14 protein-coding genes are annotated in these 15,780 nt (G+C 59.3%); all 14 read right to left on the reverse strand.

Annotated features, from left to right (window positions below; genetic code table 11):
• Nucleotides 1-102: 102 nt before the first annotated feature.
• Nucleotides 103-2,829 carry a LuxR C-terminal-related transcriptional regulator gene (locus PQR40_RS26610; RefSeq protein WP_408510175.1) on the reverse strand — a complete coding sequence of 909 codons (2,727 nt, stop codon included), beginning with the start codon at nucleotides 2,827-2,829 and terminating at the stop codon, nucleotides 103-105.
• Between the two features lie 270 nt (nucleotides 2,830-3,099).
• Nucleotides 3,100-4,686, reverse strand: coding sequence for a class I adenylate-forming enzyme family protein (locus tag PQR40_RS26615; protein ID WP_408237767.1), 1,587 nt, complete (start codon nucleotides 4,684-4,686; stop codon nucleotides 3,100-3,102).
• 45 nt (nucleotides 4,687-4,731) lie between these two features.
• On the reverse strand, nucleotides 4,732-5,604 hold the full coding sequence (locus PQR40_RS26620) for a beta-keto acid cleavage family enzyme (protein WP_408510176.1): 873 nt from the start codon (nucleotides 5,602-5,604) through the stop codon (nucleotides 4,732-4,734).
• A 130-nt stretch (nucleotides 5,605-5,734) separates the two neighbouring features.
• A complete protein-coding gene (larE, locus tag PQR40_RS26625) occupies nucleotides 5,735-6,568 on the reverse strand; it encodes an ATP-dependent sacrificial sulfur transferase LarE (RefSeq protein WP_408510177.1) in 834 nt (277 codons plus the stop codon).
• The gene (larB, locus tag PQR40_RS26630) at nucleotides 6,568-7,374 is read right to left on the reverse strand and encodes a nickel pincer cofactor biosynthesis protein LarB (RefSeq protein WP_408237758.1); all 807 of its coding nucleotides are present in this window, start codon (nucleotides 7,372-7,374) and stop codon (nucleotides 6,568-6,570) included. The genes larE and larB overlap by 1 nt, the downstream gene beginning before the upstream one ends.
• On the reverse strand, nucleotides 7,371-8,744 hold the full coding sequence (gene larC, locus PQR40_RS26635) for a nickel pincer cofactor biosynthesis protein LarC (protein ID WP_408510178.1): 1,374 nt from the start codon (nucleotides 8,742-8,744) through the stop codon (nucleotides 7,371-7,373). The genes larB and larC overlap by 4 nt, the downstream gene beginning before the upstream one ends.
• Entirely contained in the window at nucleotides 8,741-9,664 is a 924-nt protein-coding gene (locus PQR40_RS26640; protein WP_408510179.1) for a molybdopterin-binding protein, read from the reverse strand. Before PQR40_RS26640 ends, larC begins: the two co-directional genes overlap by 4 nt.
• Before the next feature lie 3 nt (nucleotides 9,665-9,667).
• On the reverse strand, nucleotides 9,668-10,492 hold the full coding sequence (locus PQR40_RS26645) for a beta/alpha barrel domain-containing protein (protein ID WP_408237749.1): 825 nt from the start codon (nucleotides 10,490-10,492) through the stop codon (nucleotides 9,668-9,670).
• Nucleotides 10,485-11,834, reverse strand: a complete 1,350-nt coding sequence (locus PQR40_RS26650; RefSeq protein ID WP_408510180.1) for a hypothetical protein — start codon at nucleotides 11,832-11,834, stop codon at nucleotides 10,485-10,487. Before PQR40_RS26650 ends, PQR40_RS26645 begins: the two co-directional genes overlap by 8 nt.
• Nucleotides 11,831-12,475 (reverse strand): (2Fe-2S)-binding protein, encoded by a 645-nt coding sequence (locus PQR40_RS26655; RefSeq protein WP_408237743.1) that lies wholly within the window; start codon nucleotides 12,473-12,475, stop codon nucleotides 11,831-11,833. The genes PQR40_RS26650 and PQR40_RS26655 overlap by 4 nt, the downstream gene beginning before the upstream one ends.
• A 40-nt stretch (nucleotides 12,476-12,515) precedes the next feature.
• A complete protein-coding gene (locus PQR40_RS26660) occupies nucleotides 12,516-13,289 on the reverse strand; it encodes a ferredoxin--NADP reductase (RefSeq protein WP_408237740.1) in 774 nt (257 codons plus the stop codon).
• Nucleotides 13,290-13,338: 49 nt separating this feature from the next.
• Nucleotides 13,339-13,662, reverse strand: coding sequence for a ferredoxin FdxA (gene fdxA / locus PQR40_RS26665; RefSeq protein ID WP_408510181.1), 324 nt, complete (start codon nucleotides 13,660-13,662; stop codon nucleotides 13,339-13,341).
• Nucleotides 13,663-13,712: 50 nt separating this feature from the next.
• The gene (locus PQR40_RS26670) at nucleotides 13,713-14,570 is read right to left on the reverse strand and encodes a helix-turn-helix transcriptional regulator (RefSeq protein ID WP_408510182.1); all 858 of its coding nucleotides are present in this window, start codon (nucleotides 14,568-14,570) and stop codon (nucleotides 13,713-13,715) included.
• A 122-nt stretch (nucleotides 14,571-14,692) separates the two neighbouring features.
• The gene (locus tag PQR40_RS26675; protein WP_408510183.1) at nucleotides 14,693-15,727 is read right to left on the reverse strand and encodes an amidohydrolase family protein; all 1,035 of its coding nucleotides are present in this window, start codon (nucleotides 15,725-15,727) and stop codon (nucleotides 14,693-14,695) included.
• Between the last annotated feature and the right edge of the window lie 53 nt (nucleotides 15,728-15,780).

The raw sequence follows: 15,780 nt of genomic DNA on the forward strand, positions 1-15,780 counted from the left end.
TTTTCACAATTTTGAATGCAAAGGACTCCAACAGAATGGACGTTCCGGTGCGTCGGGCAATAACAGGCGGGAGCTGCACACGTTCGAGGAAGTGTCGAAGAGCTAACGGATCAGACCCAGGCGCCGCGCGACGGTTACCGCTTCGGTACGGGTACGCACTTCAAGTTTGACGTTGATGTTGCGTAGGTGCGTGCGCACAGTGTTTGTAGCGACGAACATATGTTCGCCGATCGCTGAGTTGGACATGCCTTCAGCCAGCAGTTGCAGCACCTGTCTTTCTCTCAAGGTCAGTGCTTCCGTGTTTGAAATGGCATGGCCAGGTACAGGTTCCACAGGTCGAGCGGTATGCACGGGTAACGCGTCGCGCAATTTGGCCAACAGCGCGCGCGCCGTCAAGGCCACTGCGTCATCAGTGGCCCCCCGCTGGGGATAGTCACTGACGTGTTCAAGTAAGGGAATCAGGCTTGCGCCTTCGTCCACAAACGGCCTTACATAACCTTCGCGGGTCGCGAGACGCAATACCTCGCCTAATGGCTCTCGTGCTTCCGTGCTGCGGCCTTCAGCCCAGAGCGCCTCTGCTCGCAGCATTCGTAGCGTAAGCGCCCGGCGAACGTGCTGTTGCCGGACGGCACTGGCGATCTCGGCATCAAGTTGCTCAGATGCCAGCGAGGCCGTCCCCATACGAATGCCATAACGTATCAAAGCAAGGCTGCGGGTTTCAATGTCGTTGGCGCGAATGTCAATACACGCCATGTGCTCCCACAAACCAGTATCTTCAGGGCGCTGAAGTTCACGAGCGGCCTCCTCGATCTGCCCGTTCATCGCCATAAGATGAGCGCGTTCGAGCCTGGCCGACGCGATGGCACGCGGCAAATCTCCTCTGCGCCCGACGAACTCCAATTCGGTCAACACATCGTTCGCCCGTTCGATGTCACCGCGGTTGGCGAGAACACGGGCAAGTAGCGTGTGCGAGCGAATTAACTGGTCGGGCCAGACCATGCCGCGGCCCATTGGCACGTAGACACTGAGCAACCGTTCGGAGCGGTCGCCGTGATCGATTTCGTAAAATGCCTGCGCCAATAGCAGGTTGGCGACTGCATTTCCATTCGTGGTGCCGGGCACGTCCCGATTGCGATCCTGATGAAAACTTGCGACACTGCGCAGCCGGTCGGTAGCCTGCTTCAATCGCCCTTGCGCAAGGTCTGACGCACCCTCAAGAGCCTCAAACATGGTGTCGAAACCGCTCTTGAGATTGCTCATATGGCGACCAGCCTCGAAGAAGCGGTGCGCAGCACTATAGCGACCGGATAGAGTCGCGAGGGTTGCCATCGTAAAAGCATACATGGCGCGCAAAAACACCGAATCGAGCGGCAATTGCGGACCTTCATACGTGCATAGCGGGAGTGCCTGTTCATGCTGGTCCGACATCGTCAACAGGCAGGGGCGCATCACCCAGGCATGCCCAGCCAGAGCTGGATCACTGGAGTATCGCTCGATAAATGCATCGATCAGCGGTCGGGCCTGCTGCGGACCGTGGAAGAACAGTTCAGCCCACGCGAGGGCCGCCTGCAGCAGCGGCCAGTTTTGCAGCGCACCGCAGCTCGCCAGCGGGTCGAGCCAACGAACGAGCAGGGACATGCGGGTTTGCCGCAATAGCTGTTCGGCGTGCGCAGACAGAAGTGGCAACGCATGCTCGAGATCGCCAGATGCCAACGCGTGTTCGATGGCTGGCGCAGCGCGTCCGTGCGCCAGAAAGCAATCCGATGCACGACGATGCAAAGCGGGCAATTCGTCGGGTGCCCGGTGTTTGAAGACTGACTGCATGGCCACCCGGATGGCACGATGAAATACGTACCAACCGCTGCTTCCTTCCAGTGGCGACACAAGACCATACGTTTGCGATAGTTCTTCCAGCAGGACGCTGGCGGACGTCGTGTCGAGCGCACAGACGGCAGCGCATAGCGCCGCGTTCATCGATGGCAGAATGCTCAGCCGTAGCACATCGCGCTGCCGGGTGTCGGGCAGGTACACCAGCAACGCGGCAACAAGGGCGTCCAGTATCGGCACGGTCGATGCCGAGACCTCGGCGATCAGGCTGCCGGGCCGAGCGCAGTGGCGCAATATATTGGCGGTGAGCCCGATGGCCAGCGGCCAACCATCAGCAGCACGGTGCAGCAGGCGCACATCCTGATCGTTGAGATGATGATTCCCGGCTTGCCGCAGCACGGCCCGCGTTTCTTCGACGTTGAAGGCCAACTGAGGCACGCCGAGTTCAATCAGGCGTTGTTGCGATCGCAAGCGGCCAATCCGGAAATTGGCTGGAACGCTTCCGACGATAACCTGGACGCCGCGAGGCAACTGTTCAATTAATTCGTAAATCAGACCTAGCACAGCCGGGCTTTCCAGGACTTCGGCGTCGTCGAGAAAAATGATCAACGGCGCAGGATGTGCTGCCAACTGGTCCAGTAGCCGCATTGCCAGATCACGAGTGGCGTTGTCAGTGCCATCGGGAACATCCTTACCTGCAGGGGCCATGGGCGGCAGAACGGCACTCAGCGCGGCTGCCAGCATAGCCACGAAGCGACCCGCATCGTTGTCGGCGGCATCCAGTGTCAACCATGCCGTCGGGATGCCGCTATGCTGAAAACGCTGCCGCATCTGCAGCATCAGCGTGGTCTTGCCAAAACCAGCTGGGGCGTCAAGCAATATCAGCCTGACACCGCCCGCACTGAAGATATGCTCTTCCAAATCCGTGCGCGACACATCCCGATGCGAGGGCTTAATGGGGTCGAGTTTGGGTGACAGCCACAGGCGCCGATGGTCCATCATCGCCTAGGTGATCCTGCGCAGTGACGCATGTGCACCCGGGCGTGCATGCGACTCTTCATTGGACGAGATCGGACACTGGGCCAGTAAAGGGTCTGCGAAATTCATGGGTAGATCGATCGGCTCACCGCGCCACATCGCGTGACGTCTCCGGTGGGTACTTCACCCTACACATTCTCATTGTGCGGGTCTTGCGTAAACTAGCTGCGATGAGGAGTCCCGCTACCCGGTCCGCAGCGAATGCCGCCGCGCAGGAACAATTAACTGTCAGGCTTACTTCTGCGCACTTCCCTGAGGCTGTGTCTCAGCTCGCAACGCCGCTTTGTGAATCTTGCCCGCGGGAGTGAGCGGAAGCTCGTCGCGAAGCAGGATCTGTCGCGGTATCTTGTAGTCGGCGAGATGGAGTGCACACTGCGCACGAATCTCGTCGACGGTCAACCCACTCGCGGGTTTGGGTACAACATAGTATCGGCCGACCTCCCCGAGTACCGGATCGGGAACGCCGATTCCAGCAACCATCAGCACCTTTGGGTGCCTCGCGATGAAGCCCTCTACCTCCGCCGTGTAGACGTTAAAGCCACCCTGAATGTACATGTCTTTGCTGCGCCCCTTGAGATAGATGAGGCCGCTTGAATCGATGTAGCCGAGATCGCCGGTACGCAACCACCCACCGGCAGCAAGCGAATCAGCCTGCGCGTCTCCACCGATATAACCGGGAACAACGCCAGCGCTGCGAAACCAAAGTTCTCCCACGTTTCCTTGTGCGATGTCCTGGCCATCTGCATCGACGACCCGCACCTGCACGTCAGGTAACACCCTCCCAAGCGATTGAATCAACTCTTCCCGGCTCGCGTCCCAAGGGGTCATCACGAGCGCCCCGGATGATTCGGACAGTCCATAGAGTTGCATCACAGTCGCATGCGGCATGTTCTCGATCAATTGGTTTAGCAACGTATCATCGGCGTTAGCTCCCCCTGTGATCACCAGCCGAACGGAACGCATGTCCACCGGTATTTTTGCAAGGTTCATCAGTAACAGGGTCAGCATTGTCGGAACACCCATGAGAAGCGTCGGCGGGTTGCGCACCATCATGTCGAGCACCACCTCTGCCTTGAACGCGGGCACCAGTTCGCAACAGCCACCACCCAGCAACATCATCAGCACTTCGCATGTAATACCGCCGACGTGATTGAACGGCATGGCAAGGTGTAGCACATCCGTAGAACTTGCCTTGATGTGGACGGCTTGCGATCTGGCCGCCGCAAGCATGGTGCGGTGGGTCAACAAGGCTCCCTTTGGGCGCCCCGTCGTGCCGGACGTATAGATCACCATTGCAACGTCGTCCGCCATCACCGCCACACGCGCTGTGTCGAGCCGTTCATGGTTCACAGGGGTGCGAGCGAGTGCTGCCAGATCGACGACGCCCGGGCCTCCGTCGTCGACCCTCATCACATATCGCAGGCTGGGTAATCCGGGGCGCAACTTCTCAATCAGGCCGATCAGGTCAAATCCGTCGGCCTGCCCCAGTGCGGCGACTGCCTTGACGTTGCCGTCGCTCAGCATGACCTGAACCTCATCTGCTCGATGCCGCACACTTAGCGCGACGATGGCCACGCCAATCCGCGCCGCCGCGAAGAACAGTTGCAACCACGCAATCTGATTGAGTCCGACCACACCCAGACGGTCACCGCGCTCTAGCCCGAGGGCCAGGAGTCCACAAGCAACACGATCGACGATCTCGTTCATTCGGTCGTATGAATAGATCTCCCCGCTGTCAATGTAGGCCGCCGATCCACGATGAACTTCGGCAGCTCGTTGCAGCGCGGCACCGATGCTTTCTGGGTGGACCGTATGGCGCATGGGAAAGTATCCTTGCTGGAGGAATTCACCAGACCGTCGCGTCGATCAATGTGCGGTGTGTAGGTGAAGCAGCTCGCGGGCTTCGGCAGGCGTGGCCACATCGCGGCCGGCCTCGCGCACATAGGTCGCGAGGCAAGCGACCAACTGGCCATTTGACGTAGCTTTCGAGCCGTCGGGCAGGTAAAACGTGTCTTCGAGACCCGAACGCATGTGACCGCCCAGTTCCGCGCAACGGCGGTGAGTAGGCCAGATTTCCTGACGCCCGATGGCAGTGACCTGCCAGTTAGACTCAGGCACGATCAGCTTGAGCAGGATGGGCAGGAGTTCCGGATCCGCCGGCATGCCAGATTCCACTCCCATGACGAAGTTGTACTCCAACACGCCGGTGTACATGCCAGCGTCGCGATACATCTTCACGCAGCGCACGATGCCCACGTCAAAACATTCGAACTCGGGCAAGCAGTTGACGGTCTTCATCACTTCGAGGAAGGCGTTCACCTTCTCTGGCGGGTTGTCGAATATCATGGGCTTCCAGGCCCAACTACCGTCGGCTTTGATTTTCAGATAGTTCAACGAGCCTGCGTTACACGCGGCCATCTCGGGTCGTGTTTCCTGCAGACAGGCGAGCGGCCCCTCATATTTTGACCCGACCACGCCCGTAGTGTGATTGATGATCACGTCTGGACAGGCTTCGCGGATGGCCTGCTGAATCTCAGCCGAGAGCTTGGGGTCCCAACTGGCCAAGTGGCCTTTGCCGGGTTCCTGCTGCCGAAGATGGATGTGCATGACCGATGCACCCTCGTCATAGGCTCTCCGAGCCTCCCGTGCCATCTCTTCCGGGGTGACGGGGACCGAATGCTGTACTGGATCGGTCAGCACGCCATTCAGGGAGCAGGTGATTACAGCTTTATTGTTCATTGCAATGTCTCGCATTTAAGGAAATCTGTTAATTACCGACAGCGATACGGCATGGCAAAAGGATTGGCCTTGCCAAAGCTGGCCTTTTGCGGGCACGAGCAGCTTGCGCCCCGGTTCATCGAAAAGCTTTTCAGACAGTGACGATCGAAACGCCAGCCAACCGGCCATGATTGAGTGAGCCGGAGCGGAACCCTTCAAGGTCGAGGCACACGAACACGTAGCCGCAAGCTTTAAGCGCGCGCGACACCTCTTCGCGCAAGGCAATCGCTCGTTCGAATTCGCCAGGCAGGATCTCCAGCCGCGCGACCTCACCGTGATGCCGAACCCGGCATTGCGTGAATCCCAGATCGCCCAAAGCCCGTTCGGCGCGTTCGATGCGGTCGAGCAAGTCCTGCGAAATGGGTGTGCCGTACGGCACACGGCTCGACAGGCACGCGGCCTGCGGCTTGTCAGCATTGCGCAATCCCAGTTCAGCCGAGAGCGCGCGGATATCCGCTTTACGGAAACCGCACTCGAGCAACGGGGAACGCACGGCAAACTCTCTGGCGGCGAGCATTCCTGGGCGATGGTCTCCCATATCGTCCACGTTCGCGCCATTGAGTACTGTCGCAAAACCCTTCTCGCGAGCGACGTCTGCGAGTGCCTGATATAGCGTCGACTTGCAGAAGTAGCAGCGATTGACGGGATTGGCGGCATAGTCCGGGTTGTGCAGCTCCGGCGTGTCGACGACGAGGTGAGACATGCCCCACTCCGCCGTGATGCAGCGGCACAGTTCCAGATCTTCCCGCTTCAGGCTCGCTGAGCCGGAGGTGACCGCTAGCGCCCGGTCGCCCAACTCCTGATGCGCAACATAAGCCACCAGCGAGCTATCCACACCGCCTGACAATGCCACGATGACACTCGACATGCCCCGCAAGCAATTACGCAGCGCATCGTGCTTCGACTGCAGTCCACTCCGATCCATCACGCACCTCCCATCGTTCGCAATTCGCCGTCCGGGCTTCGCAACGCATCACCCGCGCGCCCGGCACTGAGACGATTGATGATTGCCGCCATGTAGCCGCCTCCAAATCCGTTATCGATATTCACCACCGACACGCCGGAGGCGCAGCTATTTAGCATTCCAAGAAGTGCTCCCAACCCGCCAAACGCCGCGCCGTAGCCAACACTGGTTGGGACGGCGATCACCGGCGCGCGCACCAGTCCGCCGACGACGCTAGCCAATGCGCCTTCCATGCCGGCGACCGCAACAATCACGCTGGCACTGCGGATCTCGTCGAGGCGTGCAAACAGACGGTGCAATCCAGCCACGCCAACATCGGAGATGCGCAGTACATCGTTACCGTAAAACTCGGCCGTAACTGCAGCTTCTTCGGCTACGTGTTGGTCAGAGGTACCCGCGCTGACCACGGCGATCCGGCCGGGAACCGGCTGCGGCGGGGCATTGTGATGCACCAGCGTCCGAGCAACGGCATCGTGCACGGTGCCGGGCAGACAGCTACAAACAGCTAGTGCAGCTTCAGCGCTGACCCGAGTGGCCAGCACGCTTTGGCGGCGCTCGATCAGGGCGGCAAAGATGTCACACAGTTGCCGGGACGTCTTGCCTTCACCGTAGACAACTTCTCCGAAGCCGACCCGGCGTTCACGCTGCAAGTCCAACGTGGTGTGACCCAGTTGCACCGTATAAGCCCGCGACAGCGCCTCGCAAGCGTCTTCGAGGCTCAGTTGCGAGCGCTTGTAGTCGTCGAGAACCTTTGCCACTTCGCTCATGACCGTTCCCGGTCAACTACCGGCGAGTGCTCGCCAAGGCTCTGCTGCACCGCCAGCTCTATCTCCCGATACAAGCTCAGATAAGGAACCCCCTGTTCGACCGAAATACGCCGAACGTCATCGTGCTCCACCTTCCAGCGCTGACGACCATTGAATGGCAGGGTCACGACCTTTACGCGTACGTCGCCGAAGCGCGTCGCCACAGTCTGGAGTTTTCGCACCAACATGCGCTTGCCAACGGCGTACAACCGCACGCCGATGGTGGTCGAGTTCTCGAACAGCACATCGACCAGCTCGTCGACCTTGTGAGGTTGCGCCAGTATGGAAATCGTTTGGGCCATGCGGCTCTTCTTCATCATGATCGGTGTGACGAAGACGTCGCTGGCACCCGCCTGGAACAACTGATCCATCAACGGTTCGATGGCCTCAGGCGACATGTCGTCGATATTCGCGGCGATCTCAACGTTGGTGCGATCCACGCGATATGGCGGCATTTCGCTTGACTTGCCGGTGGCGTCATCGACTTCGCAGAGGCTCACCCTGAGTACGTTTGGGATCGCGAAGTCGCGCTGCCCGATGCCGTAGCCGGTACGCAGCGGCATAAACGACAGCCGGTCGCCAAACCGATGCACAGTGGCCTTCAGAATGGCCGCGCCGGTGGGCGTGGTCGCCTCACCATCCACCCCGCCGCGGGTGCAGGGAATCTGCTGAAGGATCTCCAGGGTCGCCGGCGTCGGCACTGGCAAGCGTCCATGCGCGCAGCGCACGAAGCCTGTACCCAATTCCACCGGCCCGGCGAGCACGATATCGACCGCAAGATAGTCCAGGCAGATGGCCGCACCGAATACATCGACGATCGAATCGATGGACCCAACCTCATGAAACTCCACTTCATCCTGTTCGATGCCGTGGATCTTCGCTTCAGCCTCGGCAAGCGCTGCAAAGATGCGTGAGGCGATGGCCTTGACCTGTGTCTTGCAGGCTACATTCTCGATCAATCGGCGAATGTCGCGATATCGGCGATGAACGTGTGTATCCGGACTACGTTCATGTTCGCTATCGTGATCGTGATCGTGATTGTGGCTGTGATGGTGGTCGTGGTTGTGATGGTGGTCGTGATGGTGGTCGTGATCGCGGCCGCCGCCATGATCGGGCTGAGTGGCAGCGCTCGCTGCAAGAACAACTGTCGCGCGCGTGCCGTGAATGCCCATCTTATGAGCCCTCTCGACGCACAACGCGAACTCGCCGTCCAGACGAAGTGCCGCCAACTCGCCCACCAGATACTCGTAAGGCACGCCGAGGTCGATAAGCGCGCCCAGATTCATGTCGCCGCTAATGCCGCTGGCGCATTCATAAAGGAGAGCTCTCATCGCGCGACGTGTCCGTGGTGACTGCCTTCGGAACCGTGCCCACCGCGCAAGCGTTGGCGCAAAGGCTCGACCATAGCCTGTGCCAGCGCATGTTTATCCAGCCCATCGTGCAGCCGTTCACACAGTGCTGTGATTGCCAACTGCACTTCCTCGTTGGGCCCCGGCAAAGCCACCAGCAACGCGTGGCCAAAGGTACCCACTGCGATGCGGACGCCATCCTTCAGATGGCGTCCGCTTCCCGCCTGGAACTTCACGATATAGGGTGTCGCCGCGTTCGGGTCCAGCGCAAGCACCGCATCAATAGTGCAATCCTTCTTCTCTGCACCCACGCCGCCAGTCGTAACGACCAGACCGAAGCCACGTTCTGTCACTGCTTCGCGCAGGGCGCCCGCGATGACGTCCGGATCGTCAGTCAGCGCGCCGCCGGGCGTAACACGGACGCCCTGCGCGGCGAGCAAACGTGCAATCAGCGGCGTGTTGGTGTCGACGATCTGGTGCTGGATCACCTCCGGACCAGTGGCGAAAACTACTGCGCGGCGAGCAATGTTCGCCCGCATTTCGTCGACTATTCGATTCGAGGCCTGCAACGCTGCGCCCACCTCCGTGGCATCACCCGCTATCCAGCCGAGAATGCCTTGGGACATCACGCGTGTGCGGTCGTCGACGATGATGCCGGGCAAGCGCCCAAGCGCGGCAAGCAACTCGTGGCTCTTGCCAACCAGTGTTTCGGCGCGGATTTCGCTGCGCAGAATATCCAGCGTCAGCAGGTCGTCGCGCGCGTCGATCACGTAGACCTCGTCACTTGCCAGACCCAGAACCGCCGCTGCGGTGTCGGCCACCTGACGCAGGTTCGCTCCGTTTAACACGATCGGCTGCAACGTCAGTTCGGTTTTGTCGAGCAAAGAGTAGCTATGGGTCATGGTTCAGTCCGAATGAACGGGTGCGCTCTCGACACACACTACGTCCAGATTGATATCGAGCAACGGGGCATCGACAATGGGCCGGCCGATGTCAACGATGTCCACGTCCATGCTGGCAAGCGCTTCCACATCCCCAAGCTGGACGCCACCGGCGAAGGCCAGCGATACGGCTTCACGCAGCCCCTCACGTCGAAGAGCCTCGGCAACCGCGGCCGCATCTGCCGGTCTGCCTGAATCGACGAACACGATGGTTGCCCCGGCGCGCGCGGCATGCACGGCCTCGACCGAAACATCCCCGTATTCACCTCGCACCTGCACGATGCGCGTCCAACCTTCGAAACGACGGGCTGCCTCGAGCGTGGCCGCGAGCCCACCCTGCATACGCACGAAGTTCTTGTCGATGTAGAGGAAGGGCCATTCGGCGATGCGAGGCATGGCCCCGCCCACGATGATGGCGTGACGGATCATCTCCTTTTGCGAAAACGGCAGCTTCTTCCAGGCACCGGACACCACCCGCATGCGGGGCCCGGCGCGCTCGACAAAGGCGGCCGTCGCGGTGGCGATGCCCGAAGGCTTCGCCAGCACACCAACCAACCGTTCCTCAGCCAGTGCGATCTGCTTCGGAGTACCGGAAATTTCAACGAGTACAGCACCTGCGCTTACTCGTGTTCCCTCCTCTACCAACCGCACGGGCGTGATGCCGATCTCGGTCATCGAAGCCACCACCGCGTCAGTACCAGCGATCATGCCGTCGGCCTGTGCGATCGCGTGGGCGGTGACCCGAAAATGCGCCACCGGCTCAAAGAATCTGTCTCGCGGATCACTCATCGAGAGGCAACCCCCGCTGCTTGAGCCACTTGGGCAGCAACACCTCATCGACCTCGCGCGAAATTTCGGGCGCGCGTTGCCGCAGGAATTCCGCCATGGACGGACTGCAGTTGATAGCTCCGTAGCTACCGTCGAAGATCATGACCTTGTCGGTCTGCGCGATCTCCCGCGCCTTGTCCATTGCCTCCGGTAGGTCATTGGCATAGTGGTACACCTTGCGAGGATCCGTGGACCTGAAGAACGCCGTAACGCTGGGGCTTGTGGTGATGGTAGGAATTCCCGAGATAGTGCCGAGGTACTTCCACATGTAGTTGATCACGATGGCACGCACGGCCCGGTTGGTTCCGCGGCGCGGTTGCCGCAAATCGAGATCAAGATGCTCGGTGGGTCCGAAAAAAAGATTGCAACTGGTCAACCCGCCCGCGTGGCAATAGTGAATCCAGCGGTGACCGTCCATCACGACAATGCAGTCTTCGATAACGTCAAAGAGCCGCACCATCTTGCCGTACAGACGCAGTAGCCTGGAATTGACGCGCTTATCGAGCCGAATCAGATCGTTGTCCGCCATCGCGCCGGTGATGCCCGCCGGAGACGAGGTGAGCATTGCGGCGAAAGCCCACTTGTCGCGAATAAAGGGCGACTCGTAGATCATGCGTGGCACCAGATTCGCCGACACGCTAGGGAAATGGTTGTGGAACACGCTGCGCGTCTCCAGCCGCGCATAACTCATCGCGAAAGCCTTGAGCGCTCGCCCATTCAACCGATGAAAATGCACCTCGCGAGGATCGTCATAGTGCACGTGGATGATCTTGTCGGCCTTAAACGCACGGCCCACGCCATAGAGCGTGCCAATCTCCGTCTCGATCGGCACACCCTTGTCGTAGGGGCCGAAATGGACGGTGCGGCCGCCGAAATACTCCTCCAGACCGAAGCGCGGGAGAACTTCCAGCGCCTCAATGGAATTCAATGCGCAGCCAAAGCCGAGCCGGATCTTCCTGTTGCCAGTGCGTTGCTCGACCACGTCTTTGATCGTACGGATCAGCTCAGCGTATGCCTCGCCGCCGTTCATCGCGAAGCCGTGCTCCGAGCACAGCAGATTGACCGTTTCGGAAGGACCGATGCAACTCATGTCGATCTGCTCAAGCGCTATTTCAGCGGCTTTGCGCACGCCCACGACACTGTCGCCTGGGCCTTGCAATGGCTCAGGAATGTCGGGGAACAGATCTCGCACGTTCACCGAAGTCATCCCAGGAAGTTGCGCCGCTCGAATATCCGGAAGATCAAACCCCAGACTAGAACGGGAAAGCGGCGGCGGAGAGACCGTGGGAGCCATGACGCTCATTTCGTTTTTCTCATAATAGAAGGAAAAAACGGCAAGTCGACGCGCCCCTCTGTCGCCAGTATTTGTCGGTTCTCCACCAGGTGGTACTCTGGATAGCGGGCTGCGATCTCTTCGGAAATTCCCGATAGCGACATCTTCGGGTCCACACCATCTGGGTAGAGACGCCAGTCCTTTTCTTCGATCGCAGGTGGAAAGCCAGCGATCTCCAGCAAGCGCACCGTAGGGCTGCTGCACCAGATCGAGCACGCGCCACGCACACCCGTTTGCAGCGTGACAGCCTCAACCGTGTGAGCGCCATTCAGAATCGCCGCAGCGATCTCTCGCGCTTTGGTACCAGTACAAGGGCAAACCGAATCGTCAGGATCCAGTTGGGCAGTGCGACAAAGCGCTTCAAGCGCTACCGGATCACAAGTGCGGAAGTCAGTACGCAAAGTCCGGGCGGTGGCCAGAGGCAGCAGCGTAATGGCTCCGTGGTCGACGCAGGCATCCACACATTTGTCGCAACCGGTGCACAGCGGCTCGTCGACGCGAGCAATGCGGTCCACGGTCACGATGGCCCCCGTCGGACAAACGCGATCGCAAGCCTTGCAGCCTATACACTTGATCTCGTCCACAGCCACGACATGATCCACAACCAGCATGGCAATTCCTTTTAAAAGTCTTCGGACGCGCCCATGATTCTCATCGCTCCGCAAAGGCCCGTTCGATAACAAATTGACCAGGCCTCGACGTGCTTCCCTCGACAAAGCCTGTCGTCTCCAGCAAGTCTTTGAGGTCTTTAAGCATCTCCGGGCTTCCGCAAATCATGACGCGGTCGTGAACCGGATCGAGTGGCTCCAGGTGCAGATCGACAAACAGTTTGCGCGATGCGATCAGCTCCGTGATGCGGCCAGTATTGCGGTACGATTCGCGAGTCACCGTCGGGTAATAGTGCAGCCTTCCTGCAACAAGGTCTCCGAGCAGCTCGTGGTCGTTCAGCCGCGTTTCGAGCAGGTCGTGGTAAGCCAGTTCGTCCTTGCGCCGGACACAGTGCACCAAGATCACCTTCTCGAATTTTTCATAGGTGTCCGGGTCGCGCACAATACTCATGAATGGTGCCAGACCCGTGCCTGTAGACAACAGGTACAGCCGCTTTCCCGGTAACAGATAGTCGATCAGTAATGTGCCGGTGGGCTTTCGACCAATCACAATGGCGTCGCCGGGACGAATATGCTGCAGCCTGGATGTGAGCGGCCCGTCTTGCACCTTGATACTCAGAAACTCAAGGTACTCCTCATAGTTCGCGCTAACGATGCTATAGGCACGCAAAAGCGGCTTGTTATCCATTCGCAGACCAAGCATTGTGAAGTGCCCATTCGAAAAGCGGAAAGTCGGGTCCCTGCTGGTCGTGAACGAAAAGAGCCTGTCGGTCCAGTGATGCACGCCCAGAACTTCGGCTTCGTAAAATGCACTCATGTAGATCTAGGGAAGAGGGATAACGAATAGGAATACGATGGCCTTCTGCCTAGCGCGCCAGAAACGCGAGCTTGCCACCGACGTTGCGCCATGAATCAGCATCGTCTGCTGCGCCCTTGCCGGTAGAGATCGAATCCCACTGCTGAGCCAACTCACGGTTCATCGCGATGAACTGGCGCTGGTTCTCAGGTACGTCAGCTTCGGGGTAGATAGCGTTGACCGGACACTCTGGGATGCATACGGCGCAATCAATGCATTCGTCGGGGTTGATCACAAGAAAATTGGGCCCTTCCCGGAAGCAATCTACGGGACACACATCAACGCAATCGGTGTACTTACAGCGAATACACGCCTCGGTGACAACATGGGTCATTCGGTTTCCTCGCTCCAGGCGCACGATAGGGCGTGCTGTTGGAGTTCATTCTAGGAATGAGATGAGTCTTCTGCCCTAGTCCGATCGGACGATTTTGATGCATGCGCATACACGGCGAGCCGGCGCGAGCCGGCAAAGATTTCCTTCGGCGTGAGGCCGTACACCTGGCGGATCGAATGACTGAAATGTGTGGAATCCGGGTAGCCCGTATCGAGCGCAACACGCGCCAGGTTTGAAGCCCGATTGACATAGTGAAGCAGACCGCGCGCGCGCTTCCAGGTGCGGAAGCTGCGAAAAGGTACGCCTACCTCCTGCCTGAACAGATGCAGGAAACGCGAGAACGACAGATGCGCCGCCTGTGCGCATTCTTCGGCGCTAGCGGATGTGGAGGGATCGTGCTTGATTCTGTCGATTGCTCCCTGTATGCGCCGGTCGATGCGGCGCGCCACCAGCGGCGCTTCGAAAAATAGCAGGTCGAAATCAGGCGGCATGAGATCGAGGTCGCGTCCCAGATCACACAGTTCGCGTTGACAACGGCGCATGCGTTCAACAAATCTGGGGGCAACGACGGCGCCGCAGCCGCGCAACGGTTCGGGTAACGCGGCGAGATCCACCGTCTCGGCTTCGATCTTGAGCAGATTGATCAACCGCGCCTCGGACAGTATCCGGTGCGGCACATACGGTGGCACCACCGCCACTTCGCATACTTGCCATTTTCCGCCATCGATGCTGATGTGCAGGGAATCCTCAACAGCAACATAGGCCATCACCGAGCCCATCGTTCTCGTCGACGGCGCACCTAGCAAGCCGGAGTAGAACAGACGGTCAGGCGTAATCCACATCACTCGGTCCGAGTTCCGCTGGGCAGACAGCCGCTCCCGACGGGAAACATCTAACGCAAGTTGCATGCTTCGTCTCCTGCGCCTATCCGGATAGGCCCGTCCCTGACTGTCACCCTGCTGTTTCGCCAACGGCCACGTCATAAGGCGCCGACCTACATTGCGCCTATCAAAGGTCGTTGCTAGATTGACTACGCGCCAGACGCGATCTGGCGAGACAGCGTGGGTAGAATATCCAGCGCTGTACCTTGTACAATGCTGTGCCGGTCGTCCTCTGTCAGTTCACGATCACCGTCGAACATGTTCCAGACGGTTGGCACTGTCTCGACTGGCATCATTGGAAAATCAAAACCCAACATCAACTGTGATGACGGCACGAATCGACGCATTGCCGCGAGCGGAGTTGCAGCCGTCGAAGCCGTGAGATCGAAATAAAAACTCGAAAGACCGTCCAGTACTTCCCTGGCCGTCAGCCGCGGCCGGCCAGGACCTGCGCCGAACACGGGTTCCAGCAAGCTGATGCGCGAGGCCAGATATGGAATCGTGCCACCCCCGTGCGTGCAGATCATCTTGACGTCACCGAAACGCTTCTTCGCACCGGAGAGCACCATGTTCGTCGCCATCCGGGTCGAATCAAACATGAATTCGAGAATGGCGGGGTTGATCGTCATGCCGACGTGCTCCGCTCCCGGTGGTGGCATTGGGTGTATGAAGAGCGTCGTCTTGCGGCGATTCATCTCGTCGAACCACGTGTCAAATTGCGGGTCGCCCAGATAGACGCCGCCGACGTGCGTACCAGTTGAAACGCCATCGAGTTTCAGTACGTCGAGCGCGTAGGCCATCTCTTCGACGCATGCCTCCATGTCGTCAGTGGGCACGACAGCGAAGGCCCCAAATCGCGTTGGATGGTGCGAGACGATGTTGGCGAACTCCTCGTTCATCGCACGCGCAAGGTCGCGTGCAGGCTTGCCCTTCAGGAACGAGGTTGCGCCCGGCCAGGACAGCACGCAGGCGGCAATTCCATTCACGTCCATCATCGCGAGATGGGAGTTGACCGACCACTGAGGCACTGGAGTCCCGGCTATCATCACCTTATCGACTGGCAATCCGGTAAGGGAAGAAACAGCGTTGAGCCACACCGGAAGCAACGCATGAGAATGGACGTCAATGATTCCTCGTCCCGTGCCTAGGTAGGTCTTCGAGCCTGATAAATCCTGTGCCGTCATGATCACTCCATGTTTCGACATTGACTGTCGCGTCTTTAAATTGGGGTACCGAT

The organism is Paraburkholderia sediminicola (genome assembly GCF_046026855.1).
In the GTDB taxonomy this organism is placed as follows: Bacteria; Pseudomonadota; Gammaproteobacteria; order Burkholderiales; family Burkholderiaceae; genus Paraburkholderia; species Paraburkholderia sediminicola_A.